This window comes from Paraburkholderia sp. ZP32-5, from assembly GCF_021390495.1.
GTDB lineage: Bacteria > Pseudomonadota > Gammaproteobacteria > Burkholderiales > Burkholderiaceae > Paraburkholderia.
The window spans coordinates 3,999,978-4,023,865 of sequence record NZ_JAJEJP010000001.1; the positions used below are offsets into that span (position 1 = coordinate 3,999,978).

At 63.6% G+C, this 23,888-nt stretch carries 22 protein-coding genes and 1 pseudogene; 7 read left to right on the top strand and 16 right to left on the bottom strand.

Annotation, left to right across the window (positions count from 1 at the left end; all coding sequences use genetic code 11):
• Positions 1 to 17: 17 nt before the first annotated feature.
• Together L0U82_RS17455 and L0U82_RS17460 are read right to left on the bottom strand one after the other, a co-directional pair.
• Positions 18 to 971 carry a complex I NDUFA9 subunit family protein gene (locus L0U82_RS17455; RefSeq protein WP_233832558.1) on the bottom strand — a complete coding sequence of 318 codons (954 nt, stop codon included), beginning with the start codon at positions 969 to 971 and terminating at the stop codon, positions 18 to 20.
• A gap of 92 nt (positions 972 to 1,063) precedes the next feature.
• Positions 1,064 to 3,031 carry a lytic transglycosylase domain-containing protein gene (locus L0U82_RS17460; RefSeq protein ID WP_233832559.1) on the bottom strand — a complete coding sequence of 656 codons (1,968 nt, stop codon included), beginning with the start codon at positions 3,029 to 3,031 and terminating at the stop codon, positions 1,064 to 1,066.
• Positions 3,032 to 3,039: 8 nt separating this feature from the next.
• On the opposite strand from L0U82_RS17460, the gene L0U82_RS17465 reads away from it, so the two are divergent.
• The gene (locus L0U82_RS17465) at positions 3,040 to 3,654 is read left to right on the top strand and encodes a 5-formyltetrahydrofolate cyclo-ligase (protein ID WP_233833334.1); all 615 of its coding nucleotides are present in this window, start codon (positions 3,040 to 3,042) and stop codon (positions 3,652 to 3,654) included.
• An 80-nt stretch (positions 3,655 to 3,734) separates the two neighbouring features.
• Here L0U82_RS17465 and L0U82_RS17470 read toward each other — a convergent pair whose 3' ends face one another.
• On the bottom strand, positions 3,735 to 4,247 hold the full coding sequence (locus L0U82_RS17470) for a winged helix DNA-binding protein (protein WP_233832560.1): 513 nt from the start codon (positions 4,245 to 4,247) through the stop codon (positions 3,735 to 3,737).
• A 205-nt stretch (positions 4,248 to 4,452) separates the two neighbouring features.
• On the opposite strand from L0U82_RS17470, the gene pxpB reads away from it, so the two are divergent.
• The 5 genes from pxpB to L0U82_RS17495 all read left to right on the top strand — a co-directional run bounded on the left by pxpB (position 4,453) and on the right by L0U82_RS17495 (position 9,165).
• Positions 4,453 to 5,106, top strand: a complete 654-nt coding sequence (gene pxpB, locus L0U82_RS17475) for a 5-oxoprolinase subunit PxpB (RefSeq protein ID WP_233832562.1) — start codon at positions 4,453 to 4,455, stop codon at positions 5,104 to 5,106.
• Positions 5,103 to 6,155: a biotin-dependent carboxyltransferase family protein gene (locus L0U82_RS17480; protein WP_233832563.1), complete on the top strand. Its 1,053-nt coding sequence runs from the start codon at positions 5,103 to 5,105 to the stop codon at positions 6,153 to 6,155. The genes pxpB and L0U82_RS17480 overlap by 4 nt, the downstream gene beginning before the upstream one ends.
• 24 nt (positions 6,156 to 6,179) lie before the next feature.
• On the top strand, positions 6,180 to 6,932 hold the full coding sequence (gene pxpA, locus L0U82_RS17485; protein ID WP_233832564.1) for a 5-oxoprolinase subunit PxpA: 753 nt from the start codon (positions 6,180 to 6,182) through the stop codon (positions 6,930 to 6,932).
• A 512-nt stretch (positions 6,933 to 7,444) separates the two neighbouring features.
• Positions 7,445 to 8,212 (top strand): DUF969 domain-containing protein, encoded by a 768-nt coding sequence (locus L0U82_RS17490; RefSeq protein WP_233832565.1) that lies wholly within the window; start codon positions 7,445 to 7,447, stop codon positions 8,210 to 8,212.
• On the top strand, positions 8,209 to 9,165 hold the full coding sequence (locus L0U82_RS17495; protein ID WP_233832567.1) for a DUF979 domain-containing protein: 957 nt from the start codon (positions 8,209 to 8,211) through the stop codon (positions 9,163 to 9,165). The genes L0U82_RS17490 and L0U82_RS17495 overlap by 4 nt, the downstream gene beginning before the upstream one ends.
• Before the next feature lie 93 nt (positions 9,166 to 9,258).
• On the opposite strand, the gene L0U82_RS17500 is transcribed toward L0U82_RS17495, so the two are convergent.
• The gene (locus L0U82_RS17500; protein WP_233832568.1) at positions 9,259 to 9,537 is read right to left on the bottom strand and encodes a hypothetical protein; all 279 of its coding nucleotides are present in this window, start codon (positions 9,535 to 9,537) and stop codon (positions 9,259 to 9,261) included.
• 688 nt (positions 9,538 to 10,225) lie between these two features.
• On the opposite strand from L0U82_RS17500, the pseudogene L0U82_RS17505 reads away from it, so the two are divergent.
• Positions 10,226 to 11,191: pseudogene (locus L0U82_RS17505) on the top strand (methyl-accepting chemotaxis protein); the annotation flags it as partial.
• A gap of 40 nt (positions 11,192 to 11,231) precedes the next feature.
• Here the strand turns inward: L0U82_RS17505 and L0U82_RS17510 are convergent.
• The 12 genes from L0U82_RS17510 to ahcY all read right to left on the bottom strand — a co-directional run bounded on the left by L0U82_RS17510 (position 11,232) and on the right by ahcY (position 23,870).
• Positions 11,232 to 12,521 carry a TraB/GumN family protein gene (locus tag L0U82_RS17510; RefSeq protein ID WP_233832570.1) on the bottom strand — a complete coding sequence of 430 codons (1,290 nt, stop codon included), beginning with the start codon at positions 12,519 to 12,521 and terminating at the stop codon, positions 11,232 to 11,234.
• Complete coding sequence (locus L0U82_RS17515) at positions 12,514 to 13,533, bottom strand: peptide ABC transporter ATP-binding protein (RefSeq protein ID WP_233832572.1); 1,020 nt, start codon at positions 13,531 to 13,533, stop codon at positions 12,514 to 12,516. Before L0U82_RS17515 ends, L0U82_RS17510 begins: the two co-directional genes overlap by 8 nt.
• The gene (locus L0U82_RS17520; protein WP_233832574.1) at positions 13,530 to 14,534 is read right to left on the bottom strand and encodes an ABC transporter ATP-binding protein; all 1,005 of its coding nucleotides are present in this window, start codon (positions 14,532 to 14,534) and stop codon (positions 13,530 to 13,532) included. The genes L0U82_RS17515 and L0U82_RS17520 overlap by 4 nt, the downstream gene beginning before the upstream one ends.
• Before the next feature lie 2 nt (positions 14,535 to 14,536).
• On the bottom strand, positions 14,537 to 15,454 hold the full coding sequence (locus L0U82_RS17525) for an ABC transporter permease subunit (RefSeq protein WP_233832576.1): 918 nt from the start codon (positions 15,452 to 15,454) through the stop codon (positions 14,537 to 14,539).
• An 88-nt stretch (positions 15,455 to 15,542) separates the two neighbouring features.
• A complete protein-coding gene (locus L0U82_RS17530) occupies positions 15,543 to 16,553 on the bottom strand; it encodes an ABC transporter permease subunit (protein WP_233832578.1) in 1,011 nt (336 codons plus the stop codon).
• A 164-nt stretch (positions 16,554 to 16,717) separates the two neighbouring features.
• Positions 16,718 to 18,349 (bottom strand): ABC transporter substrate-binding protein, encoded by a 1,632-nt coding sequence (locus L0U82_RS17535; RefSeq protein WP_233832580.1) that lies wholly within the window; start codon positions 18,347 to 18,349, stop codon positions 16,718 to 16,720.
• Positions 18,350 to 18,551: 202 nt separating this feature from the next.
• Positions 18,552 to 20,210, bottom strand: coding sequence for an ABC transporter substrate-binding protein (locus L0U82_RS17540; protein ID WP_233832582.1), 1,659 nt, complete (start codon positions 20,208 to 20,210; stop codon positions 18,552 to 18,554).
• Between the two features lie 137 nt (positions 20,211 to 20,347).
• The gene (locus L0U82_RS17545; RefSeq protein WP_233832584.1) at positions 20,348 to 20,719 is read right to left on the bottom strand and encodes a type II toxin-antitoxin system VapC family toxin; all 372 of its coding nucleotides are present in this window, start codon (positions 20,717 to 20,719) and stop codon (positions 20,348 to 20,350) included.
• Positions 20,716 to 20,913: a type II toxin-antitoxin system VapB family antitoxin gene (locus L0U82_RS17550; protein WP_233832586.1), complete on the bottom strand. Its 198-nt coding sequence runs from the start codon at positions 20,911 to 20,913 to the stop codon at positions 20,716 to 20,718. Before L0U82_RS17550 ends, L0U82_RS17545 begins: the two co-directional genes overlap by 4 nt.
• Positions 20,914 to 21,078: 165 nt before the next feature.
• On the bottom strand, positions 21,079 to 21,909 hold the full coding sequence (metF, locus tag L0U82_RS17555) for a methylenetetrahydrofolate reductase [NAD(P)H] (protein WP_233832588.1): 831 nt from the start codon (positions 21,907 to 21,909) through the stop codon (positions 21,079 to 21,081).
• Between the two features lie 10 nt (positions 21,910 to 21,919).
• Positions 21,920 to 22,273, bottom strand: coding sequence for a phage holin family protein (locus L0U82_RS17560; RefSeq protein ID WP_233832590.1), 354 nt, complete (start codon positions 22,271 to 22,273; stop codon positions 21,920 to 21,922).
• 178 nt (positions 22,274 to 22,451) lie between these two features.
• Positions 22,452 to 23,870 (bottom strand): adenosylhomocysteinase, encoded by a 1,419-nt coding sequence (gene ahcY, locus L0U82_RS17565; RefSeq protein WP_233832592.1) that lies wholly within the window; start codon positions 23,868 to 23,870, stop codon positions 22,452 to 22,454.
• Between the last annotated feature and the right edge of the window lie 18 nt (positions 23,871 to 23,888).

Below are 23,888 nucleotides of genomic sequence, written 5' to 3' on the forward strand. Positions count from 1 at the left end.
AGAGGGAGAAGAAAAAATCAGCGCCCGGCGCTTGCGCGGAACGTGTCGAGTCTCGAACCCTTCGACGCTCCAGTCAGATACGTCGGCGCGATCGTTTCGATGCTGGTCGGCTCCAGGCCAAGTTCTGGCGCGAGCGGCCCGCTCAGCACGTTGGGCACTTTCATCGAGTCGAGATTGTCGCGCGAAATCACCGGTTCGCCCGGCGCCATTTCGAAGCTGAAGGCCTGCAGGCGCGCCAGCGGTTCGGGAAGACGGATGATGCGCGCATGCCGGCCGATCACATCGCCGCAATACGTGACGAGGTCTTCGAGCGTATAGACGGTCGGGCCGCCAAGCTCATAGGTGCGCCCGCCGGCAGCATCGAGATCCAGCACGTTGACGATCGCCTTCGCGACATCGCCGACATAAACCGGCTGGAACTGCGCATCCGGCATCGCAAGCGGAATGGCCGGAAACACGCGCTGCAGGAACGCAAACTTGTTGAGGAATTCGTCGGCGGGACCGAACACGACGGACGGGCGGAAGATCGTCCACGCGACGTTCGCCGCATGCACGGCTTTCTCGCCGTCGGCCTTCGAGCGCAAGTACATGCTCGGACCATTCGGCGCCGCGCCGAGCGCGCTCAGATGAATCAGCCGATGCACGCCCTTGCCCTCACACGCGGCGACGATGCGCGTGGGCAACTCGACATGCGCATGCGCGAACGCCTCGCCGTACGGCTTGCCGCGTTTGCTGTGCAAGACGCCCACGAGGTTGATCACGCAATCGGCGTTTTCGACGAAGCGCGCGAGCTGAACCGGATCGAACACATCGGCTTCGACCACGTCGATCGGCAGCATCGTCAGATGGCGCGCGTTGTAGCGCCGCCGGGTGGCGATGCGCACGTCCTTGCCCATTTCGACGAGTGCGTTGACCAGATAGCTGCCGATAAAGCCGGAGCCGCCGATGATCGCAATGGCTTGATGTCGCATTTTCGACTCCCCTGATGGAAGCCGTGGCAACGGCTGGCGTGGCGCGCCGTGCTCGCGGGCTCGATGGCCCGGCGATCACGGCGGCACGGCGCTTACGGTGCGATATAACCCAGACGCGCCTTCAGCGATTGCGGACGGCCTTCGAACAATGCCGCGTAGTAGACCGTGTTGGACAGTACGTTCTTGACGTAGTCGCGGGTTTCCTGGAACGGAATCGACTCGGCGAAGATCGCACCTTCGACCGGGCGTTGCAGCGACTGCCGCCAGTTGCGCGGACGGCCCGGACCGGCGTTGTAGCCGGCGGTGGCCAGCACGGCGGACCCATCGAACTGATTGTAGATCATCGCCAGGTAGTTGGTACCGAGCAGGATATTGGTGTTGATGTCGTTCATCTGCTCACGCGACACCGGCCCGAGACCGATCTTTTTCGCCACCAGTTGCGCGGTGGCGGGCATCAATTGCATCAACCCACCGGCGCCGACTTCCGAGCGCGCGTTGATGATGAAGCGCGACTCCTGACGAATCAGCCCGTACGCCCATTCGACGTCGAGCCCGCTCGACTGCGCGTCGCGCTCGACGATATCGCGGAACGGCGACAGATAGCGCAACGAAAAGTCATGCTCGGTCTTCGTGCGATCCGCGGTATTGACCGTGCGGTCGTACAGCTGGATACGGCGCGCGTATTCGGCGGCGGCGAGCAGTTGCCGGTCGGTCATATTGCGCAGCGGCCAGTTCCATTCGCGATTGCCTTCGAGTCGCAGATTCAGCGCGTAGAAACGCTGCGCGAGTTCGAAGCCCGGTGTGTTGGCGGCCTGCTGGATCTCGGCGTCGCTCACCGTGGTTTTCGGCGGGACGCTGATCTTCTGGCCGAGTTCTTCCGCCGCGAGCTGGCCGTAGAAATCGAAGTTCTGCGCGATCGAGGTGAATTCCTGGCTGGCCACCGCGGTATCGCCCGCCTGCTTCAGCGCGCGCGCATGCCAGTACACCCACGACGGCTGCTTGCGCAGCGCTTCGGGCATCTGCTCGATCGACCAGCGCACCATGTTCCAGTCGCCGGCGAGCAGCGCGCTGCGGGTGCGCCATTCATACGCGGGATTCGACAGCGGCGCGTTCGCCGACAGTCGGTACCAGTCGACCGCGCCGGGCAACTGCTTCAGCGCCGCCTGATAGCCGATCGTGCCCCAGCCGATGGCGCGCTCGGGCGAATTCAGCGACGGCGCGACCGACGCGAACGTGGCCGCTGCCATCGCCGGATCGTTGCGCGCCATTCGCGTGATCGCGAGCAGCGCCAGTTGATGCGATAGCGGATCCGGGCCGACGCCGCGCGCGAGCAGCAGCGGCGGTGTGTTGACCGCCTGGCCGAACAGCACCGGATCGGGCGGCTGGTCTCCGAGCGCGTCGACGAGCTTGCTGCCGGTGCTGGTGTAGTTCTGCTCGTACGCGAGACGGATCTGCTGCCAGATGTCGTCGTTGCTGAACTGGTGGTTCACGCCGAGCACGGTGATCAGATCGACGCAGCCATCGCCATACCATTTCGGATCGACGAGCAGCGCGCGCGCCGCATCCGTGACGTTCTCGCCGCGCGACGCGCGCGATTCGAGCGCATAGCACTTCACTTGAGTGTCGTCGTTGAGCACGAACTTCGCGTACTGCTGGTCGAAGTTGCGCCAGTCGTGGCGCGTACCGAGCACGGTCAGATAATCGTTGCGCAGACGATCGGCGATCGCCTGGCCGTCGTACTTCTGCAGGAACGCGAGCACCGGTGCATCCGGCGCGTCGACGCGCGCATGGCCGCCCGAGTCGAACAGTTGCGGCTTGATCTGGAAATACTCCAGATACGACGGCGCCGGATAGTTCGGGATCATGCTCGCGAGTTGAGCCGCGCGCGCCGCGTCGTTATTACGCGACGCTTCGCGAAGCTGAACGAAAATCTGATCGTCGTTCGTGAGTTGCGAGATGGGGAGAGGCTTGATGGCCGAGGCAGTGCTGCATGCGACGAGCGCCGCTGCGGCCAGCGCCATACCGACCGCGCGATATACTCGAAAGAGGCGTTTTGACATCGTTGTTTCTGGAGCGCGAATTGGACCCAAGCATAGCATGCAACCCTGTCCCAATAACGAAAAAGGCGTTGCGTCAGAGGCTACTGGAAGTGAGGCTGCAAGCGGCTTCCGAGCCGGCGAAGAATGCCGCGCTCGGGCGCCGCGTACTCGATGCACTGAAGCGTTACAACGTCGCTAGCGTGGGGTTCTACTGGCCGCTCGCGGGCGAGTACGACGCGCGCGGCGCGGTCGCAATCTGGCTCGCAGCCAATGCGCGTCACGAAGCGAGTCTGCCGATCATCAAGGAGCGCGGCACGCCGCTCGAGTTTCATGCGTGGACGCCCGAAACGTCGATGAAGATCGGTCATCACAAGATTGCCGAGCCGACTTCCGGGCGCGTCGTGTTTCCCGAACTGCTGTTCGTGCCCTGCGTCGGTTTCGACACCGACGGCTATCGCCTCGGCTACGGCGGCGGCTACTACGACCGCACGCTGGCTGCGTGGCCGGCGGAAAAAAAGCCAGTCACGGTCGGCATCGCGTATGAAGCGTGCCGCCTGCAGACGCTGGAGCGCGAGGCGCACGATATTCCGCTCGATCTGATCATCACCGAGGCAGGGTTTCACCCCGCGTTGCCGTCGAGCTGAACGCGACGCGCGCGGCGTGAATCACCAGCGCCGCGCGTTGCTATTCATGGATAGTGTTATCGCGCCATCGTAAGCGCGCATCACAGCGAGGCCGCCGCCCGCGCCGCCGTGTCGTACAAACCGGACGCGTTGCGCATCAGCTGCGCGGCCTCGCCGATCTGCTCATTGGTGAGCCCGCTTTCCTTGAGCGTCGTAATCAGACAGCTCTCACGCACCTCGCGATACTTCAGACACAGCTGGCGCCCCGCGTCGGTCGCCGAGAAGAACACTTCCTTGCCGGTCTTTTCGCTTTTTACATACCCTCTAGCTACGAGCTTCTTCAGCGCGTAGGTCGCCACGTGCGTGTCCTCGATATTCAGCACGAAGCAGATATCGGCCAGCTTCTTGCGGCGCTCGCGGTGGCTCACGTGGTGCAGCAGCGACACCTCGATGGCGGTCATGTCCTTGTCGCCGGCCGCCGACATGCAGCGGACCATCCAGCGGTTGAACGCATTGCCCGCCATGATCAGCGCGTACTCGAGCTCGGACAGTTCCGCGCTGGTCTCGGAGACGAGATGTTCGGACGAAACGATCTTGGTGGGGTGGCGCGCCATACAGGGTTCCAGAAAGAGGGGTGAAAAGTGTCGAAAGTGTACGACGAGCCGTCACTGCCGGCGAGTTACGGAAAAACTCTTATTGATAAATTGTCGATATTTTATTGATAATGCACGCTTCCATCGTTGCTGATCCTGTACCGTCCATGGGCCAATCCGTCGCGCTGCGCACCTCTCTTTTCGACTCGGCGAGAACCGTCCAGCCATGAATCAACCGCGCATTTTTCTGCTCGGCGATGCCGCACTCGTCTGTGAAGCGCCGCCACCCGCCACGCTCGAATGCCAGCGCCGTGTATGGGCCGCCGCCCAGGCCGCGCGCGACTGGCCGCATGTGCTCGAAGTCGTGCCCGGCATGAACAATCTGACGCTGGTGCTCGATCCGCTCGAAGCCGACACCGACGCGCTCGCCGCGCAACTGCTCGCGGCGTGGAACGCGGCGGGCAGCGTGGATGTGCCCAGTCGCGAGGTCGAGATTCCGGTGCAGTACGGCGGCGAGTTCGGCCCCGATCTGCAGGCGGTCGCCGAACACACGGGGCTCAGCGCGCGCGAGGTCGTCGAGCGTCACGCAGGCGGCGACTACGTGGTGTTCTTCCTCGGCTTCCAGCCGGGCTTCGCGTATATGGGCGGGCTCGCGGCCACGTTGCACACGCCGCGTCGCGCTTCGCCGCGGCTGGAAGTGCCGGCCGGTTCGGTCGGCATCGGCGGCGAGCAGACCGGCATTTATCCGGCGGTGTCGCCGGGCGGCTGGCAACTGATCGGCCGCGCCGAAGTGCCGCTGTTCGACCCGGCGCGCCGGCCACCCACCTTGCTGCAACCGGGCGACCGGGTGCGCTTCACGATTGCGGGGATGCACGCATGATCGACGTGATCCGCGCGGGTCTTCTGACCACGATCCAGGACCTCGGCCGCCACGGCTACCGGCATCTCGGCGTCGCGATGGGCGGAGCGCTGGACAGGCTGTCGCTCGAAGTCGGCAACCGGCTGGTCGGCAACCGGCCCGACGCGGCCGGCCTCGAAATCACCTTCGGCCCGACTGTGCTGCGCTTTCTGCGCGCGACGCGGGTCGCGATCACCGGCACCGAATTCGGCGCGACGCTCGACGGCAAGCCGGTCTATTCATGGTGGAGCCTGCCGGTGCTGGCCGGCCAGGAACTCGTGCTGAACGCGGCGAAGCGCGGCATGCGCGGCTACGTGTGCGTCGCGGGCGGCATCGACGTGCTGCCGATGCTCGGCTCGCGCAGCACCGATCTCGCCGGCCACTTCGGCGGACTCGGCGGCCGCGCGCTGGTCGATGGCGACCGCCTGCCGGTCGGCGCGCCGCCGCAGCGCGGCCAACTGGGCTTCACGCCCGAGGCGCCCGAATTCGGCGTCAAAGCGCCCGCGTGGTGCAAGTTCGTGCTGGTGCACGAGCCGCTGCGGCGTGGCCGTCATCCGTCCGGTGTGCCGTGGGCGGTGCCGATCCGCGTGCTGCGCGGCCCCGAATACGACAGCTTCACCGAAGCCGCCCAGCAGTCGTTCTGGTCCGACGAGTGGTTGGTCACGCCGAATAGCAACCGGATGGGCTACCGGCTGGCCGGTACTGAGCTAAAGCGCACACTCAAAGCCGATCTGCTGTCGCACGCTGTATTGTCGGGCACGATCCAGGTGCCGCCGAACGGCCAGCCGATCGTGCTGATGAGCGACGCGCAGACCACCGGCGGCTATCCGAAGATCGGCGCGGTGATCCAGGCCGATCTGTGGAAGCTCGCGCAGGTGCGCCTGAACGCGGCCGTGCGTTTCATCCCGACGACGCCCTACGAGGCGCGCCAGGCTTTGCTGGAAGAACGCGTGTATCTGCGGCAGATCGATGCCGCGATCGCGATGCATGAAGAGCGCTGCGCGCGCCGGTCGGCGCTCGCGGCGCCGTAACACCAAGTAGATAGAGGAATCTCCATGGAAATCGATCTGAACGCCGACCTCGGCGAAGGCTGCGGCTCCGACGAAGCGCTGCTCGACCTCGTCAGCTCGGCCAATATCGCGTGCGGCTGGCACGCGGGCGGCCCCAACGCGATGCGCGACTGCGTGCGCTGGGCGGTACAGAAAGGCGTCGCGATCGGCGCGCATCCGAGCTTCAACGATCCGGACAATTTCGGCCGCAAGGAGATGGACCTGCCGGCCGCCGACATCTACGCGGGCGTGCTGTATCAGCTCGGCGCACTGTCGGCGATCGCGCAGGCCGAGGGCGGCCGCATCGCGCATGTGAAACCGCACGGCGCGCTGTACAACCAGGCCTCGCGCGACAGCACGATCGCGGATGCGATCGTGTCGGCGGTGCACGACTTCGATCCGTCGGTGGCGGTGTTCGCGCTCGCCAACAGCGGGCTCGTCAGCGCCGCGCGCAAAGTGGGCCTGACCGCGATCGAAGAAGTGTTCGCCGATCGCGGCTATCGCGCCGACGGTTCGCTCGTGCCGCGCAATGAGCCGGGCGCGCTGCTCGACAACGAAGACGAAGTGCTCGAACGCACGCTCGCGATGATCCGCGAGCAGCGCGTGCGCGCGATCGATGGCCAGTGGGTGCCGATCAACGCGCAGACCATCTGCCTGCACGGCGACGGCCCGCATGCGCTCGCGTTCGCGCGACGGATTCGCGGCGCGCTGGAGGCGGCCGGCATCGACGTGCACGCGGCGAGTTCGGCGCGAGTTTGACGTGATGAGTTCGGCGCGCGGTCGAGCGTGAGTTTGACCGATGCGCTTGACCGGTGCGCTCGAGCGTTGCATCCGCGCGGTGAATTTCAGCACCGAACTTGAGCGATGAATTTTGAGCGTGGAGTATGAGCATCGCCCGCGCGATATTCCTTGAGCACCTGGCGCTCAAGGGACCGTGCGCGCCGCCCCGACCGAACGCGTGATTGATCCGGCGCCCCGCTCCCATACGGGGCGCTCGTCCATGCGAGCCCGGTGGCGAGCCAGAAGCAGAATCAGAAAGAAGGCGAGTCAAACGCGGATCCACCAGCAACGCCCCTCGCGTTGCCGACCGAACACCGCGCTTTGCAGGAGCCGATAGAAGCAGGTAGCAACAAGTAGCAGCAGGTAGTAGCCAACGCGGCCGAAGAGCCGTGGCAACAAGCCGGTGTGCAAACGGTGTACGCCGGTTTATGTCAGCCGCCATCCGCGGCGAAGTTAAAACCTCGGGCGACAGCCCCGTTTGGAGATCTTTGATGCAGACAACCGTCAGTTTATGGCCGCTCATTGGCGTGGCCGTCATCATTGCTGGCTTTCTATTACGGTTCAATCCGATGCTGATCGTGGCCGTCGCCGCGATCGTCACCGGTTTCGCCGCGCACTTCCCGCCTGAAAAAATCCTTGCGCTGATCGGCACCGGCTTTATCAAGACGCGCAACATCCCGCTGATCATTCTGCTGCCGCTCGCCGTGATCGGTCTGCTGGAGCGGCACGGTCTGCGCGAGCGCGCGCAGGCGTGGATCAGCGGCATCAAGGCGGCCACCGCCGGGCGCCTGCTGATCGTCTATCTGCTGGTGCGCGAGCTGACCGCCGCAGTCGGCCTGACCGGACTCGGCGGCCATCCGCAGATGGTGCGTCCGCTGATCGCGCCGATGGCCGAAGGCGCGGCCGAAAACCGCTTCGGCAAGATCAGCGATGCGGTGCGCTTCCGGCTGCGCGCATTCTCGGCGGCGACCGACAACGTCGGCCTGTTCTTCGGCGAGGACGTCTTCGTCGCGTTCGGCGCGATCGTACTGATGACGACCTTCCTGAAGGAAGCCGGCATCGTCGTCGAACCGATTCACGTCGCGGTGTGGGGCATTCCGACCGCGGTCAGCGCGTTCATCGTGCATGGCTTCCGGTTGTGGCTGCTCGATCGCAAGCTCGAACGCGAACTGCGCGGCCATGCGGCGGCGTCCGCGTCCGTGCAGACGCCTCCGCCCACCCAGTCACAAGCGCAACGCGCCACCGGAGACGAAGCATGACCTTCACGATCAACTATCTGTTCTGGCTGGTCGGCCTGGTGCTGCTGATCGTAGGCGGCATGATCGTCACCGATCGCGAGCATCCGCGCCGGCTGACCGCGGGCGGCTTCTGGATTCTCTATGCGCTGATTTTCCTGGTTGGCGACCGTCTGCCGCCCGCCGTGGTCGGCCTCGCGGTGATCGTGATGGCGTTGATTGCGGGCTTCGGCGGCGTGACGGCGGGCAAGTCGAAGACGCTGTCGCTGGAAGCGCGCAAGGCGAGCGCCGAGCGTCTGCGCAACAAGCTGTTCGTCCCCGCGCTGACGATTCCGGTCGTCACCGTGCTGATCACGCTGACGGCGAGCTATCTCGTGTTCGGCGGCACACCGCTGATCGAGAAGGCCAACGTCACCCTGATAGGCTTCGGCATCGGCTGCGTGATCGCGCTGGCGATTGCCTGCGTGATGACGCGCGACACGGTCGGCCAGTCGATGAAGGAAGCGCGCCGCCTCATCGATGCGCTGTCGTGGGCCGCCGTGCTGCCGCAGATGCTCGGCATGCTCGGGCTCGTGTTCTCCGATGCGGGCGTCGGCAAGGCGGTCGCGCACGTGACGACCGCGTATATCAGCCTCGATTACCGCTTCGTCGCGGTGGCCGTGTACTGCATCGGCATGGCGCTGTTCACGATGGTGATGGGCAACGGCTTCGCCGCGTTTCCGGTGATGACCGGCGGCGTCGGCGTACCGATCCTCGTCGGCGTGTTTCACGGCAATCCGGCGGTGATGGTGGCGATCGGCATGTTCTCGGGCTACTGCGGCACGCTGATGACGCCGATGGCCGCGAACTTCAATATGGTGCCGGCCGCGCTGCTTGAGTTGCCGGATAAGAACGCGGTGATCAAGGTGCAGATTCCGACCGCGCTGACGCTGCTGGTGATCAATATCTTTTTGTTGAATTTCCTGATGTTCTTGTAGTGGTTTTCTTTGGTCCGGTTGTTGTCGTTGTCGGATCGGGAGGCGCCGGTCGGTCTCGGGTGGTTTAGTGCCTGAGGCGCGGCCGGCGGTGATTCAGTGGTGGTTGGTATTGCGCAGACGGGTAACAGCCGTCCATCCTGCGACGGCTAACACCAGCGATATGAAGAAGCTGAACAGGAGCAGTGTTCCAAAAACGACGTCGGAACCGCTCTCACAACCATACGCGTCGAATGCTTTATAAAGCGGGTCAAAGAACTTATGGCCTTGCTCGCTCGCAGTCCATTCAAGTGAACCCGGAATGCGCGCGATCCCTATTGAGACTGGCAATGTCATTACCAGCGCGGTCACGAAACAAATCAGTGCTTTTTTCATTGCACCTCTATCGCGCCGTAATACCGGTTCACTATCTTGATAAAAATATCCTGCGCCATCCTTGAATGTCCTCCTTATTAATTGATTGCCTAATAGGCCGGACAAACCTAGCAGCGCCGCAAAGGGAAAAGAACCGGACTATTCCGATAACTACGGCGATCGTTTGATTTCTTAGCCACCGTCGCCCTTCAGAAAGCCGTCGATCTGCCGTACTCCGATTGATGAACCCGTGGATATTCCAATATTTAGGACGCGGGTCGCGCATAACCAATAACAAGGAGACGAAGTGCAGAAATTCCATCTCACGATCAGGATCAAGCTGCTGCTGATATTCGGCAGTTGCGCCACGCTGACCTTTGTCACTGGTCTCGCGGGCATCATCGGTTTATCGGAGTTGAGCGCGGATGACGTGGCGGCTCGCCCGCTGTTCATCACGCTGGTCGTCGTGGCCTGGCTCGGCACTGCCATTGCCGTCGGCGGCGGTCTTCATCTGCATCGTGTCGTGTGCGGCGGCCTGAACCGGCAACGCAAGAAATTCGAGGAAATCGCCCAGACACTCGACGTGTCGCGGCGCGCGGCAAGCCCGCGCATGGACGAGTTCGGCCGCGGCGGCGTCGCATTCGATGCGCTGATGCGCCGCATCGAAGAAAACATCGTGGTCGTGCGCAGCTCGACCGATTCGGTCAGCACCGCGACGCGTGAAATCGCCGCCGGCAATCTCGATCTGTCCGCGCGCACCGAGCAGCAGGCCGCGTCGCTCGAGCAGACCGCGGCGAGCATGACGCAGCTCACCGAAACGGTGAAGCAGAACGCCGACAACGCGCGCCAGGCGAATACGCTCGCCAGCAGCGCCGCGAGCAAAGCCGCGACCGGCAACGACGCGGTGCAGGCGATGGCCGCGACGATCGGCCGGATCAGCGGCAGTTCGAGCAAGATTTCGGAGATCACCGGCGTGATCGAAGGCATCGCGTTTCAGACCAACATCCTCGCGCTGAACGCGGCGGTCGAAGCCGCGCGCGCCGGCGAGCAGGGCCGCGGCTTCGCGGTGGTCGCGAGCGAGGTGCGCAGCCTCGCGCAACGTTCGGCTGCCGCGGCGAAGGAAATCAAGGAGCTGATCGGCTCGTCCGTCGCGATGATTCAGGACGGCTCGACGCAGGCGGTCGAAGTGAGCACCGTGATGGGCCAGGTCACGACCGTGATCCGTCAGGTATCGGATATCGTCGGCGAGATCGCGGCGGCCTCCGAAGAACAGAGCCGCGGCATCGAGCAGGTCAATCAGGCCGTCAATCAGATGGACGAAGTCACGCAGCAGAACGCCGCGCTCGTCGAACAGGCGGCGGCCGCCGCGCAGTCGCTCGAAGAACAGGCGGGCAAGCTCACCGGTGTGGTGTCGATGTTCAAGGTGCGCGGCGTGGAGTCGTCCGCGCCGCGTGCGGTTGCGTCGTCGATGCCGAAGAAGCGTGCTGCCGCGCAGCCTGCGACACATACCGCGCGCAGCGCGCCGCGTGAAGATGCGCAACCGAAGCCCGCAACGACGGCCGCGGCACAACCGGCACCATCCGCCGACAAACACGCGTCCGCCAAAGCGGCGCCAGCTCCAAAGCCCGAACCGGCGCTCGCCACCACGGCCGAGGCCGACTGGCAGACCTTCTAAACGCGCCGCTCGAGCCTTAGTCTGAAGCTCAGTCTCAGCCTCAACTCGGCTCGACCACGAAACCGTGCTGCCGCAATAGCCGCAGCACGCCTTTCGGTCCCCCCAGATGCAACGCGCCGATCGCCACGAATAACGGCTTGTTCGGGGCGGCGAGTTGCAGCATCCGCGTGACGAAGCGGCGATTGCGTTCGTAGACGATGCGATTGTCGATCGACTCGGAGATGCGCTCGTCGCGCGCGAGCTTCTCCGACTTCGCGGCCTGCCATGCGGCGATCGCATCGGCATCGCCGACGCGCCACAGCCGATGCAGCGCGCGCACGTCCTCGACGTTCTGCGCGGGCGTCTGCACCAGATCCTGCGCGAGCATCTCGCGTTGCTGCGCGAGCGACAGTCCGGTGAACGCGCGCATCTGCTGCGCGAGCGTTTCGAGCCCGACGATTTTGCCGCGCGTCTTCAGATAGACGTTCTGCAATTGCGCTTCGGTGCCGTATTCGGTCTGCAGACCGGCGGACAGCGAATCGTAGGTTTCGACCACCAGCGACGCGAGCCACGGCCGCATCTTCTTGATCGCGTCGAGCGCGGCCGGATTGCCGCGCAAGCGCAGTTCGAGCTTGTGCCAAAGCGGTTCGGGCAACAGACCCGGCAGGCAGTCGCGCTTGCAGACGCCGTACTTCGACACGTCGTCCTGCGACACCAGCAGTTCGTCGGGCGAGAGTTCGAGCGCGAGCGTCGGTGACGCGGCCAGCGCGGCGAGGATCGGCGGCCGGAACGGCTGCCGCGCCGGATAGTCGACCGGGTCGCCGACATGCAGCGTGCCGAGCACGTAGATGGTGATGTTGCCGCGTGTCGCGACATAGAACGGCATGCGCGCCGGCTGTTGACGCACCGGGCCGCTGGCGGTGGTGCCGGGCGTCGCCGGCGGTGCGACCGATGGCGGCGCTGCGCCTGGTGTACCTGGTGTGCCTGGAACTGCGACCGCGGGTCGGCCCGCCTGGCCAGGCGCATTCGCTGCCGCGCCGGCCGCGTAGGCGAGATTGGGTAGGGCTGCGCCGAGATACAGCACGCAACCTGAACGGAACAACAGGGCGAACAACGCACGCAACGAAGTGCGGGAAAACGCGCTGGCGAGGGTGCCGATAAAGGCGCTGACTACGCTGAATACACTTATGCCGAGAACAACACGAACAAGCGCGCCAGCCACGCCGACGAAAGCACCGCAAAGCGTCGCACTCGCCAGCACACACCCCCTCCAGCGCCGCGCGAAAGCAGCCATGCGGCCGCCCTCACGCAAGCGGCGCGCAAGACGACGCGCCGCCACTGCATCAGGCATCCACGTCCCCCACCTCTTCGGCGCGGTGACACGAGACCTGACGGCCATCCACTTCACGCAGCTTCGGCTCTTCGCTGCGGCAACGATCGATCACGTACGGGCAGCGCTGATGGAACGTGCAGCCTGACGGCGGATTCAGCGGCGACGGCATTTCGCCTTGCAGCTTGATCTTGATCGTGCGGTCCGCCTCGAAGATCGACGGTGTCGCCGACATCAGCGCGCGCGTGTACGGATGACGCGGCTTCGAGAAGATGCGCTGCTTGTCGCCGAGCTCCGCGACGCCGCCGAAGTACATGACCATCACGTCGTCGGCGATATGCTCGACCACCGACAGGTTGTGCGAGATGAACACATAACTCGTCTTGAACTGATCCTGCAGATCCATGAACAGATTCAGAATCTGCGCCTGGATCGACACGTCGAGTGCGGACACCGGTTCGTCGGCGACGACGATCTGCGGATCGAGGATCATCGCGCGCGCGATCGCGACACGCTGACGCTGGCCGCCCGAGAACATATGCGGATAGCGCTTCGCATGCTCGGGGCGCAGGCCGACCGTGCGCATCATCTGCGCGATGCGTTCCGCGCGTTCGGTCGCGCTCATCTGCGTGTTGATCGCGAGCGGTTCGCCAAGCGTCTGTTCGACGGTCTTGCGCGGATTGAGCGATGCGAACGGGTTCTGAAACACCATCTGCACGCGCCGCCGCAGCGCCGCGATCTTCTCGTGACTTGCGCCGGCCACATCCTCGCCGTCGATCAACAGCCGCCCTGCGCTAGGCGTTTCGATCATCGTCAGCTGACGCGCGAGCGTCGACTTGCCGCAGCCGGACTCGCCGACCACCGCGAGCGTCTTGCCGCGTTCGAGCGCGAACGACACGCCGTTCAGCGCCTTCACCGTGCCGTGCGCGAACATGCCGCGCTTGACCGAGTAATAGCGCGCCAACTGCTCGGCGACCAGCACGTGATCGCCCGCGTGATCCGAGCGGCGCGGGGTTTCGGGTACTGCGTTCATCGGGCGCCTCCTTGCGTGTGAACGTTGGCGTCCTTCTCGACATTCAACGGCTTGATACAGCGTACACGCGTGACCTCCGCATGACCTTGCAGCGGCGCAAGCGCCGGCCGCGCCTTCATGCAGTCGTCGACGACGTACTTGCAGCGCGGCGCGAACAGGCACCCCTTCGGCCGGTCATCGCGCCCCGGCACCATGCCCGGCAACGCCGCGAGCCGCACCGCGCCCACGTTGTGCTCGGGAATCGCGGCGAGCAGCGCTTCCGTGTACGGATGATGAGGCGCGGCGAAGATATCCGGCACCTTGTTCGTCTCGATCACCTCGCCCGCGTACATGACCGCCACGCGCTGCGCGACTTCGGACACCACGGCGAGATCGTGCGAAATCAGCACCAGCGCCATGCCGCGTTCCTTCTGCAGGCGCATCAGCAGTTCCATGATCTGCGCCTGGATCGTCACGTCGAGCGCGGTGGTCGGCTCGTCGGCGATCAGCAGCTTCGGATTGCAGGCGATCGCCATCGCGATCATCACGCGCTGGTTCATGCCGCCCGACATCTGATGCGGAAACGAACCGATGCGATTTTTCGCATCCGGAATGCCGACCTGGTCGAGCAGTTCGAGCGCGCGTTTATCGAGCGCGCTGCCGCGCAGACCTTCGTGCAGCTTCAGCACTTCCTTGATCTGATAGCCGACCGTGTAGCTCGGGTTCAGGCTCGTCAGCGCGTCCTGGAACACCATCGCGATGTCCTTGCCGATGATCCGGCGACGTTCCTTCGCGGAGGCTTTCAGCAGGTTCTTGCCGTCGAACGTGACTTCGTCGGCGCTGACCTTGCCGGGCGCGTCGATCAGGCCCATCAGCGCCATCATCGTCACGCTTTTGCCGGAGCCCGATTCGCCGACCACGCCGAGCACTTCGCCGGGCGCGATGTCGAGATTGATGCGGTCGACGGCGGGCAGGCCGCCGAAGTTGACCGCCAGGTTACGGATGGTGAGTAAGTTGCTCATGATCAGGCCATCCGTTTCAGTTTGGGATCGAGCGCGTCGCGCAGCCCGTCGCCGAGCAGGTTGATCGCGAGCACCGAAATCAGGATGGACAGGCCAGGCATCGTGACGATCCACCATGCGCTGTCGATGTAATCGCGCGCGGATGCCAACATCGCGCCCCACTCCGCCGACGGCGGTTGCACGCCGAGGCCGAGAAAGCCGAGCGCGGCGGCATCGAGAATCGCCGACGAAAAACCCAGGGTTGCCTGCACGATCAGCGGCGCCGTGCAGTTCGGCAGCACCTGCGAGAACATCAATCGCAGCGTGCCCGCACCCGCGACGCGCGAAGCCGTCACGTATTCCTTCTGCAATTCGCCTTGCGCGGACGCGCGCGTCAAACGCACATAGCCTGGCAACGCGACGATCGCGATCGCCAGCATCGTATTGACGAGACCGGGGCCGATGATCGCGACCACCGCGACCGCGAGCAGCAGCGACGGCAACGCGAGCAGCACGTCCATGATGCGCATGATCGGCGTGTCGGCCCACTTCTCGAAGAACGCGGCGATCAGGCCGAGCACGATGCCCGGAATCAGCGCGAGCACGACCGATACGAAGCCGATCCAGAACGACAGCCGCGCGCCGTACATCAGACGCGAGAGGATGTCGCGGCCCGCTTCGTCGGTGCCGAGAATGAACTTCCAGTTGCCGCCGTCGAGCCATGCGGGCGGAATCTTCACCGAATCGCGATACTGCTCGATCGGGCTATGCGGCGCGATCAACGGCGCGAAGATCGCGATGAAGACCAGCACCAGCACGATGATGCCCGCGCCGACCGCGCCGCGATTGCGCGAGAAGTTGGCCCAGAATTCGCGCGCCGCGAGTGCACGGCCGCTGGGGGGCGTGACTGACTGGGGGACTGTATTTTGGATGTCTGCCATCATGCCTCCCGCCGAGCCGCCTCAAGGGAGGCATGCGCCCCCTCGGGGGGCAGAGAACGTAAGTGAACGTGGGGGTCGTACATGTGATTTACCTCGTATGGCGGATGCGTGGGTTCAACACGCCGTACAGCAAATCGACGACGAGGTTCACGACGATCACGAGAGTCGCGATCAGCAGGATACCGCCCTGCACGACCGGATAATCGCGCCGGCCGATCGCATCGATCAGCCATTTGCCGATGCCCGGCCAGGAAAACAGTGTTTCGGTCAGCACCGCGCCCGCAAGCAGCGTGCCGACCTGCAGGCCGATCACGGTGACGACCGGAATCAGCGCGTTACGCAGCGCATGCACGACGATCACGCGACCCGGCGACAAACCCTTCGCGCGCGCGGTGCGGATGTAATCCTCGCGCAGCACTTCGAGCATCGACGAGCGGGTCATCCGCGCGACCACCGCGAGCGGAATCGTGCCGAGCACGATCGCCGGCAGGATCAGATGGCTCAGCGCCGATTTGAACGCGCCTTCGTCGGTGGACATCAGCGAGTCGATCAGCATGAAGCCGGTCACGTGCGGAATGTCGTATTCGACCGCGATGCGGCCCGACACCGGCGTCCAGCCGAGATCGACCGAGAAGAACATGATCAGGATCAAGCCCCACCAGAAGATCGGCATCGAGTAGCCGGTCAGCGCGGTACCCATCACGCCGTGGTCGATGACCGTGCCGCGCCTCAGCGCAGCGAACACGCCCGCGGGCAGGCCGACGATCAGCGCGAACAGCATCGCGCAGATCGACAGTTCGACGGTGGCGGGAAAGCGTGCGAGGAATTCGCCCATCACGCTGGTATTGGTGATGATCGAGGTGCCGAGATCACCGTGCATCGCGCGGCCGATGTAGTGGACATACTGCATCGGTAGCGGCTCATCGAGACCGAGGCGGTGCATTGCGGCGGCATGCATCGCCGGATCGACGCCGCGCTCGCCCATCATCACTTCGATGGGGTCGCCCGGAATCAGGTGAATCAGCGCGAACGCGAGGATCGTGATGCCGATGAATGTCGGGATCACCATGCCGATGCGTCGCAAAACGAAGCGGAACATGGTTCGCTCCTATAGTACCGGGGGAAAAAAACGCAACCGGCGACGAGGGCTCGTGACCCCGGTCGCCGGACACTTCGACCAGTTTTCTAACCGTGCGAAACGTACTGTACTGCGGCGTACGGTATTGCGACGTACTGTGCGAACTTTACGATTGCTTGACGGCGTTACTTCACGCTGACGCCGTCGAAGCGCACATAGCCGAGCGGTTCGATGCGCATATCGACCACCTTCTTGCTGACCGGCTGATAGACGGTCGAGTGAGCGATCGGCGAGAACGGCAGTTGCTGCGCGAAGATCTGCTGCGCGTCGCCGTAGATCTTCGTGCGCGCGGCGACGTCGGAGGTCGTGCGGCCCTTCTGGATCAGATCGTCGAACGGCTTGTAGCACCACTTCGAGAAGTTGTTGCCGTTGATCGCCTCGCAGCCGAGCAGCGTGCCGAGCCAGTTGTCCGGATCGCCGTTGTCGCCAGTCCAGCCGATCAGCATCGAGTCGTCTTCGCCCGCGTGTGCGCGCTTGATGTACTCGCCCCACTCGTACGTGACGATCTTCGCCTTCACGCCGATCTTCGCCCAGTCGGCCTGAATCATTTCCGCCATCAGACGTGCGTTCGGGTTATAGGCGCGCTGCACCGGCATCGCCCACAGCGTGATCTCGAAACCGTTCGGAAAGCCAGCCTTCGCGAGCAGATCCTTGGCCTTCGCCGAATCGTACGGCGCGGCCTTCAGGCCCTTGAAGAACGACCATTGCGTCGGCGGCATCGGGTTCGTCGCCAGTTGGCCCGCGCCCTGGTAGACCGAGTCGATGATCGCCTTCTTGTTGATCGCCATGTCGAGCGCTTCGCGCACTTCGACCTTGTCGAGCGGCTTGTGCGTCACGTTGTACGCGAGGTAGCCGAGGTTGAAGCCCGGCTGCGACGGCATGTCGATGTTCGCTTCGGCCTTCAGCGGCGCGATATCGGCCGGGCGCGGATAGGTCATCACCTGGCATTCGTCGCGCTTGATCTTCTGCACGCGCACGCCGGCGTCCGGCGTGATCGAGAAGATCAGCTTCGAGATCTTCACCGTGTTCGGCTTCCAGTAATCCGGATTGCCGTCGAAGCGGATCGTCGCGTCCTTCGTGTAGCTGCGGAAGATGAACGGACCGGTGCCGACCGGGAACTGGTTGATGTCGGCGGCCTTGCCCGCCTTCAGCAACTGATCCGTATATTCGGCCGACAGGATCGACGCATATTCCATCGCCAGATTCTGAATGAACGGCGCGTTGACTTCCTTCAGCGTGAACTTGACCGTGTACGGGTCGACTTTCTCGACGCTCGTGATCAGCTTGTCGAGGCCCATGTCGGTGAAGTACGGGAACTGCACCGGGTACGCCTTGCGGAACGGCTGGTTCGGATCCAGCATGCGCTGGAACGTGAAGACGACGTCATCCGCGTTGAATTCGCGGGTCGGTTTGAAGAACGACGTAGTCTGGAACTTCACGCCATGACGCAGATGGAACGTGTAGGTCTTGCCGTCGGGCGACACATCCCACTTCTCCGCGAGGCCGGGTTCGACTTTCGTGCCGCCGCGTTCGAATTCGACGAGGCGGTTGTAGACGGTGAACGTGTTGGCCGTGAAGTCGACGCCCGTCGTGTACTGGGCCGGATCGAAACCCGCGGGGCTGCCTTCTGAGCAGTAGACGAGTGTCTTGTTCGGAATCCCGTCCGCATGAGCGCTAGTCATGCCGATCAGGGATGCCGCTGCGGCAGCGACGAGCGTGGTCTTACGCGCGACGCGCAACAGGTTGTTTTGCTTCATGTTTCCTCCAGGTTCAAGGCCGGCTTGCGCCAGCGTAGCCGGATATTACTTGAGCTTGGCTCACACCTCCAAGCGGAGGAAAATCCCTCGGTTGACTATCGGAAACATTTTCGGCAAGCGCCGAAGCGCCCGCCGGCGCGGCCCGCACGGGCGGTTCGCGTCGACGGGAAGCGCAAGCGCCGCAAAAAAGCGGCGCCTGCGCTTATTTGAGTCCAACTCCCATGAATTGCGTCGGACCGAACGGATCGATCTTGAAACCCACCACGTCCTTGCTGATCGGCTGATACACGGTGGAGTGAGCAATCGGCGTGAACGGCACCTGGTCCTTGAAGATCTCCTGTGCCTGCGTGTACGCCTTGGTGCGATCGGCCATGTTGGTGGTGCTGCGGCCCTGCCTGATCAGGTCGTCGTAAGGTTTGTAGCACCACTTTGAAAAGTTGCTGCCGTTGACCGCGTCGCAGCCGAGCAACACGCCGAGCCAGTTATCCGGATCGCCGTAATCGCCGGTCCATCCAATCAGCATCGCTTCGTGTTCACCCGCATGCGCGCGGCGGATGTACTCGCCCCACTCGTACGTGCCGATCTTCACCTTGACGCCGATCTTCGCCCAGTCCGATTGCAACATTTCCGCCATCAGACGCGCGTTCGGGTTGTACGGCCGCTGCACCGGCATCGCCCACAGCGTCAGGTCGAAGCCGTCCGGATAGCCCGCCTCCTTCAGCAGCGCTTTGGCCTTGTCGATGTCATACGGTGCGTCTTTCAGGTTCTTGTCGTAGCCCCACTGTGTTGGCGGCATCGGATTGGTCGCCGTCTGGCCCGCGCCCTGATAGACCGCTTCGATGATCGCCTTCTTGTTCACCGACATATCGAGCGCGCGGCGCACCAGCACGTTGTCGAGCGGCTTTTTGGTCGTGTTGTACGCGATATAGCCGAGGTTGAAGCCCACTTCGCTCGGCATCGCGAGCGACGAATCGGCCTTCACCGTCGCGATATCGGCCGGACGCGGATACGCCATTACCTGGCACTCGCCGCGCTTCAGCTTTTGCAGACGCACCGCCGGATCGACGGTGATCGAGAAGATCAACTTGCCGACCTTTACGATGCCCGGCTTCCAGTAATCGGGATTGCCGTCGAAGCGGATCGTGTCGTCCTTCGTATAGCTGCGGAAAATAAACGGACCGGTGCCGACCGGATACTGGTTGATATCGGAGGCCTTGCCCGCTTTGAGCAACTGGTCCGCATATTCGGCCGACAGGATCGACGCGAACGGCATCGCAATCTGCTGCAGGAACGGCGCGTCGACTTCCTTCAGTGTGAAGCGCACCGTGTACGGATCGACCTTCTCGATCTTCGTGATGTTTTTCGCGAGACCGAGGTCGTTGAAGTACGGGAAATTGACCGGATACGCCTTGCGGAACGCATTGTCGGGATCGAGCATCCGCTGGTAGGTGAACACGACGTCGTCCGCGTTGAATTCGCGGGTCGGCTTGAAGAACGACGTGGTCTGGAATTTGACGCCGCGGCGCAGGTGGAACGTATAGGTGAGACCGTCCGGCGACACGTCCCATTTCTCGGCGAGGCCCGGTTCGATGTCGGTGCCGCCCTGCACGAATTCGACCAGCCGGTTATAGACCGTGTACGAGCCGGCGGTAAATTCGACGCTGGTCGTGTATTGCGCGGTATCGAAGCCGGCCGGACTGCCTTCCGAGCAGAACACCAGCGTCTTGTCCGGCAGCGTGGCCGCCTGCGACGCGGCGGGAGCTAAGCCGCTCGCGGCCACCGCGAACGCGGCGAGAGCGGGAAGGCAGAACTGGTGAAGCGCGAGTAGGCGTTGTGCCGCAGTCTTTCTTGTCACTGTCATATCGTCCTCCGCACAGCAGCCGGGTTAGCTGCGTTTCGATGATAGACAGCACAAAAATGGGCTTCAACAGGGGTTACCACGTTATTTGACGCGGGTTCGGGCTTGGGATCATCAGCCGCGCCGGGCTGCTGAATGGACTAGTGCAGCAAGTTTGGCGTCAGCCCCAGGTCATCGGCCGCTTTCGCGAGACGCTTGTCCCGCGTCCAAACCGTCGTTCCAGGCTGCAAGCGCGCAGAGGCCAGCAACGACGTATCCACGTAGCCGATGCCACGGTTGAACAGTCCTTCGCGCTCGATCAGGAACAGCGTCTCCTCGGGCGTTGCGACGAGCGCGCTCGGCAAATCCTGCAATGCGCCAAGCACGGCTTGACGATTTCGCAGGCTGCCGAGAGAGATCTCGGCAATCACGAACGGGTGAACGAGCACCTGGCCATTTGCCAGCAGACCGACCAGCACTGGATCGGATGCGTTGATATGGTCGATCCAGACGGACGTATCGACCAGGATCATTCCGCATCCTGCCGACGACGCGGAGCGGCTTTGATACCGGGCTCGCTCCCGCCAAGATTGATCAGCCGTTTGGCTGCTTCGCGCTCAATCAGGGCTTTGAGCGCCTCGCGCACGAGCGCCGATTTTTCTTCGACGCCCGTATAGGCTTGGGCCTTGGACAGCAAATCGTCATCGAGGGCGATCGTGGTTCGCATGGTCACTCCTGGCAAGTGCCTATCGACTGATAGGCACACATTTTAGCATTGAATGATGCCGATAATGATGCCAACCATGCCGATCGGGCGTTGCGCTTTCTGGCCACGGGTGGGTTCTCCACCCGTGGCCAGATCACTCCCTCGTGCGACAGATCAAGTGCTGCGTTACACCCCAAGCCGCTCGCAAATCGCCTTGGTCGCCGCGGCCGCATTCAGCGTATAAAAATGCAGCCCCGGCACCTTCGCGTCGACGAGCCGCTGGCACAGGTTCGTCACCACATCGAGCCCGAACTCGCGGATCGACTCGCGATCGTCGCCGAAGCTCTCCAGCCGGCGCGCGATCCAGCGCGGCACTTCGGCGCCGCACATTTCGGAGAAACGCATCAGTTGCGAGAAATTCGTGATCGGCATGATGCCGGGCACGATCGGCACGTCGACGCCGAGCTGGCGCGCGTCGTCGACGAAACGGAAATACGCGTCCGCGTTGAAGAAGTACTGCGTGATCGCCGAATTCGCGCCGGCCTTCACCTTGCGCGCGAAGTTCTCCAGATCGTGACGCGGCGAGCGCGCCTGCGGATGGTATTCCGGGTAGCCGGCCACCTCGATCCAGAACCAGTCGCCGAACTCGGCACGGATGAAGCTGACGAGTTCCGACGCGTAGCGCAGTTCGCCGACCGCGCCCATGCCGGACGGCAGATCGCCGCGCAGCGCAACGATATGGCGGATGCCATGCGAGCGGTATTCGTTCAGGATCGCGCGCAGGCTCTCCTTCGACGAGCCGACGCACGACAGATGCGGCGCCGCTTCGAGCCCGTCCTTCGCGATCGCGACGACGGTATCGAGCGTGCCTTGCTGCGTCGAGCCGCCCGCGCCGAACGTGACGGACACGAATTTCGGTTTGAGCGACAGGAGTTGCGCGCGCGTCGCGCGCAGCTTGTCGACGCCTTCCTGCGTTTTCGGCGGGAAGAATTCGAATGAAAGTTCGATCGGATTCATATCAGTGAGGTCAACCTAAGCTGCGGTTGCCGAAAATAAGCGCGGACAGCAGCCACGACACGATGCTGTACAGGATCGAGCCGAAGAACGCCGACCAGAAACCCGACACCTCGAAGCCCTTCAGCAGCGACGCGCACAGCCAGAAGCACAGCGCATTGACGACGAGAATGAAAAGCCCCAGCGTCAGAATCGTGACGGGCAGCGTCAGCAGAATCAGCACCGGACGCAACACCGTATTGATGAGGCCGAGCACGATCGCGACGATCAGCGCGGTGCCGAAGCTGCGGATGTGAATCGACGGAACGAGGTAGGTGATGATCAACAGCGCGAGCGCGTTGATCAGCCAGGTCAGCAGCACGGTCATGTAGAGCTCCTTGTAAGCACCTGTGCGGGCAGGATGTCCATTAAAAGAAAGGCGGCGCTGGCGAACAAAGCGGCGCATTACGCGCCGCCCCGTGATCAGACCGTCATGGTTTTTTACCGCCGCCCGCCCGTGAGCCTGAGCGCGCCAGTGCGCGAATCAGGCTCGCCGGGGCGTGGACTTAGTAGCGGTAGTGGTTCGGCTTGAACGGACCGTTCTTTTCGACGCCGATATAGCCGGCCTGCGCGTCGGACAGCACGGTCAGGTTCGCGCCGATGCGCGCCAGATGCAGACGCGCGACCTTCTCGTCCAGATGCTTCGGCAGCACGTACACCTTGTTCTCGTACTTCGCGCCTTGCGTGAACAGTTCGATCTGCGCGAGCGTCTGGTTCGTGAACGAGTTCGACATCACGAACGACGGGTGGCCGGTCGCGCAGCCGAGGTTCACCAGACGCCCTTCAGCCAGCAGGATCACGCGCTTGCCGTCCGGGAAAATGATGTGGTCGACTTGCGGCTTGATGTTTTCCCACGTGTACTGGCGGGTCGACGCGACGTCGATTTCCGAGTCGAAGTGGCCGATGTTGCAGACGATCGCGTTATGACGCATCGCCTTCATGTGATCGTGGTTGATCACGTGGTAGTTGCCGGTCGCCGTCACGAAGATGTCGGCCTTATCGGCCGCGTATTCCATCGTCACGACGCGGTAGCCTTCCATCGCTGCCTGCAGTGCGCAGATCGGATCGATTTCGGTGACCCACACGGTCGCGCCCAGACCGCGCAGCGATTGCGCGCAGCCCTTGCCCACGTCGCCGTAACCGGCGACGACCGCGATCTTGCCCGCGATCATCACGTCGGTCGCGCGCTTGATGCCGTCGACCAGCGACTCGCGGCAGCCATACAGGTTGTCGAACTTCGACTTCGTGACCGAATCGTTGACGTTGATCGCCGGGAACGGCAGACGGCCTTCCTTTTCCATCTGGTACAGACGGTGCACGCCGGTCGTGGTTTCTTCGGTGACGCCCTTGATGTGCGCGAGACGCGTCGAGTACCACACCGGATCCGCGTCAAGGTGCTTCGCGATCGACTTGTACAGCGCGACTTCTTCCTCGTTGGTCGGCTTGGCGATCACCGAACGGTCCTTCTCGGCCTTCGAGCCGAGGATCAGCAACAGCGTTGCGTCGCCGCCGTCGTCGAGGATCATGTTGGCGAACTCGCCGTTCGGCCATTCGAAGATGCGGTGCGAGAACTCCCAGTATTCGTCGAGCGATTCGCCCTTGAATGCGAACACCGGCGTGCCGGCTTGCGCGATCGCGGCGGCGGCATGGTCCTGGGTCGAGAAGATGTTGCACGAAGCCCAGCGCACGTCCGCGCCGAGCGCGGTCAGCGTTTCGATCAGCACGCCGGTCTGGATCGTCATGTGCAGCGAGCCGGCGACGCGCGCGCCCTTCAGCGGCTGCTGCGCCTTGTACTCTTCGCGCGTTTGCATGAGGCCGGGCATTTCGGTCTCGGCGATCGTGAGTTCCTTGCGGCCCCACGAAGCGAGCGACATATCGGCAACGACGTAATCCTGGTTCTGGGAATCGATAACTGCGGCGTTCATCACGCCCTCCTTTCTAAG

What these genes read in the sequence shown, in the direction of transcription:
- L0U82_RS17455 (WP_233832558.1), bottom strand. Translation starts at nt 971, where the DNA reads ATGCGACATCAAGCCATTGCGATCATCGGCGGCTCCGGCTTTATCGGC.
- L0U82_RS17460 (WP_233832559.1), bottom strand. Translation starts at nt 3,031, where the DNA reads ATGTCAAAACGCCTCTTTCGAGTATATCGCGCGGTCGGTATGGCGCTG.
- L0U82_RS17470 (WP_233832560.1), bottom strand. Translation starts at nt 4,247, where the DNA reads ATGGCGCGCCACCCCACCAAGATCGTTTCGTCCGAACATCTCGTCTCC.
- pxpB (WP_233832562.1), top strand. Translation starts at nt 4,453, where the DNA reads ATGAATCAACCGCGCATTTTTCTGCTCGGCGATGCCGCACTCGTCTGT.
- L0U82_RS17480 (WP_233832563.1), top strand. Translation starts at nt 5,103, where the DNA reads ATGATCGACGTGATCCGCGCGGGTCTTCTGACCACGATCCAGGACCTC.
- pxpA (WP_233832564.1), top strand. Translation starts at nt 6,180, where the DNA reads ATGGAAATCGATCTGAACGCCGACCTCGGCGAAGGCTGCGGCTCCGAC.
- L0U82_RS17490 (WP_233832565.1), top strand. Translation starts at nt 7,445, where the DNA reads ATGCAGACAACCGTCAGTTTATGGCCGCTCATTGGCGTGGCCGTCATC.
- L0U82_RS17495 (WP_233832567.1), top strand. Translation starts at nt 8,209, where the DNA reads ATGACCTTCACGATCAACTATCTGTTCTGGCTGGTCGGCCTGGTGCTG.
- L0U82_RS17500 (WP_233832568.1), bottom strand. Translation starts at nt 9,537, where the DNA reads ATGAAAAAAGCACTGATTTGTTTCGTGACCGCGCTGGTAATGACATTG.
- L0U82_RS17510 (WP_233832570.1), bottom strand. Translation starts at nt 12,521, where the DNA reads ATGCCTGATGCAGTGGCGGCGCGTCGTCTTGCGCGCCGCTTGCGTGAG.
- L0U82_RS17515 (WP_233832572.1), bottom strand. Translation starts at nt 13,533, where the DNA reads ATGAACGCAGTACCCGAAACCCCGCGCCGCTCGGATCACGCGGGCGAT.
- L0U82_RS17520 (WP_233832574.1), bottom strand. Translation starts at nt 14,534, where the DNA reads ATGAGCAACTTACTCACCATCCGTAACCTGGCGGTCAACTTCGGCGGC.
- L0U82_RS17525 (WP_233832576.1), bottom strand. Translation starts at nt 15,454, where the DNA reads ATGGCAGACATCCAAAATACAGTCCCCCAGTCAGTCACGCCCCCCAGC.
- L0U82_RS17530 (WP_233832578.1), bottom strand. Translation starts at nt 16,553, where the DNA reads ATGTTCCGCTTCGTTTTGCGACGCATCGGCATGGTGATCCCGACATTC.
- L0U82_RS17535 (WP_233832580.1), bottom strand. Translation starts at nt 18,349, where the DNA reads ATGAAGCAAAACAACCTGTTGCGCGTCGCGCGTAAGACCACGCTCGTC.
- L0U82_RS17540 (WP_233832582.1), bottom strand. Translation starts at nt 20,210, where the DNA reads ATGACAGTGACAAGAAAGACTGCGGCACAACGCCTACTCGCGCTTCAC.
- L0U82_RS17545 (WP_233832584.1), bottom strand. Translation starts at nt 20,719, where the DNA reads ATGATCCTGGTCGATACGTCCGTCTGGATCGACCATATCAACGCATCC.
- L0U82_RS17550 (WP_233832586.1), bottom strand. Translation starts at nt 20,913, where the DNA reads ATGCGAACCACGATCGCCCTCGATGACGATTTGCTGTCCAAGGCCCAA.
- metF (WP_233832588.1), bottom strand. Translation starts at nt 21,909, where the DNA reads ATGAATCCGATCGAACTTTCATTCGAATTCTTCCCGCCGAAAACGCAG.
- L0U82_RS17560 (WP_233832590.1), bottom strand. Translation starts at nt 22,273, where the DNA reads ATGACCGTGCTGCTGACCTGGCTGATCAACGCGCTCGCGCTGTTGATC.
- ahcY (WP_233832592.1), bottom strand. Translation starts at nt 23,870, where the DNA reads ATGAACGCCGCAGTTATCGATTCCCAGAACCAGGATTACGTCGTTGCC.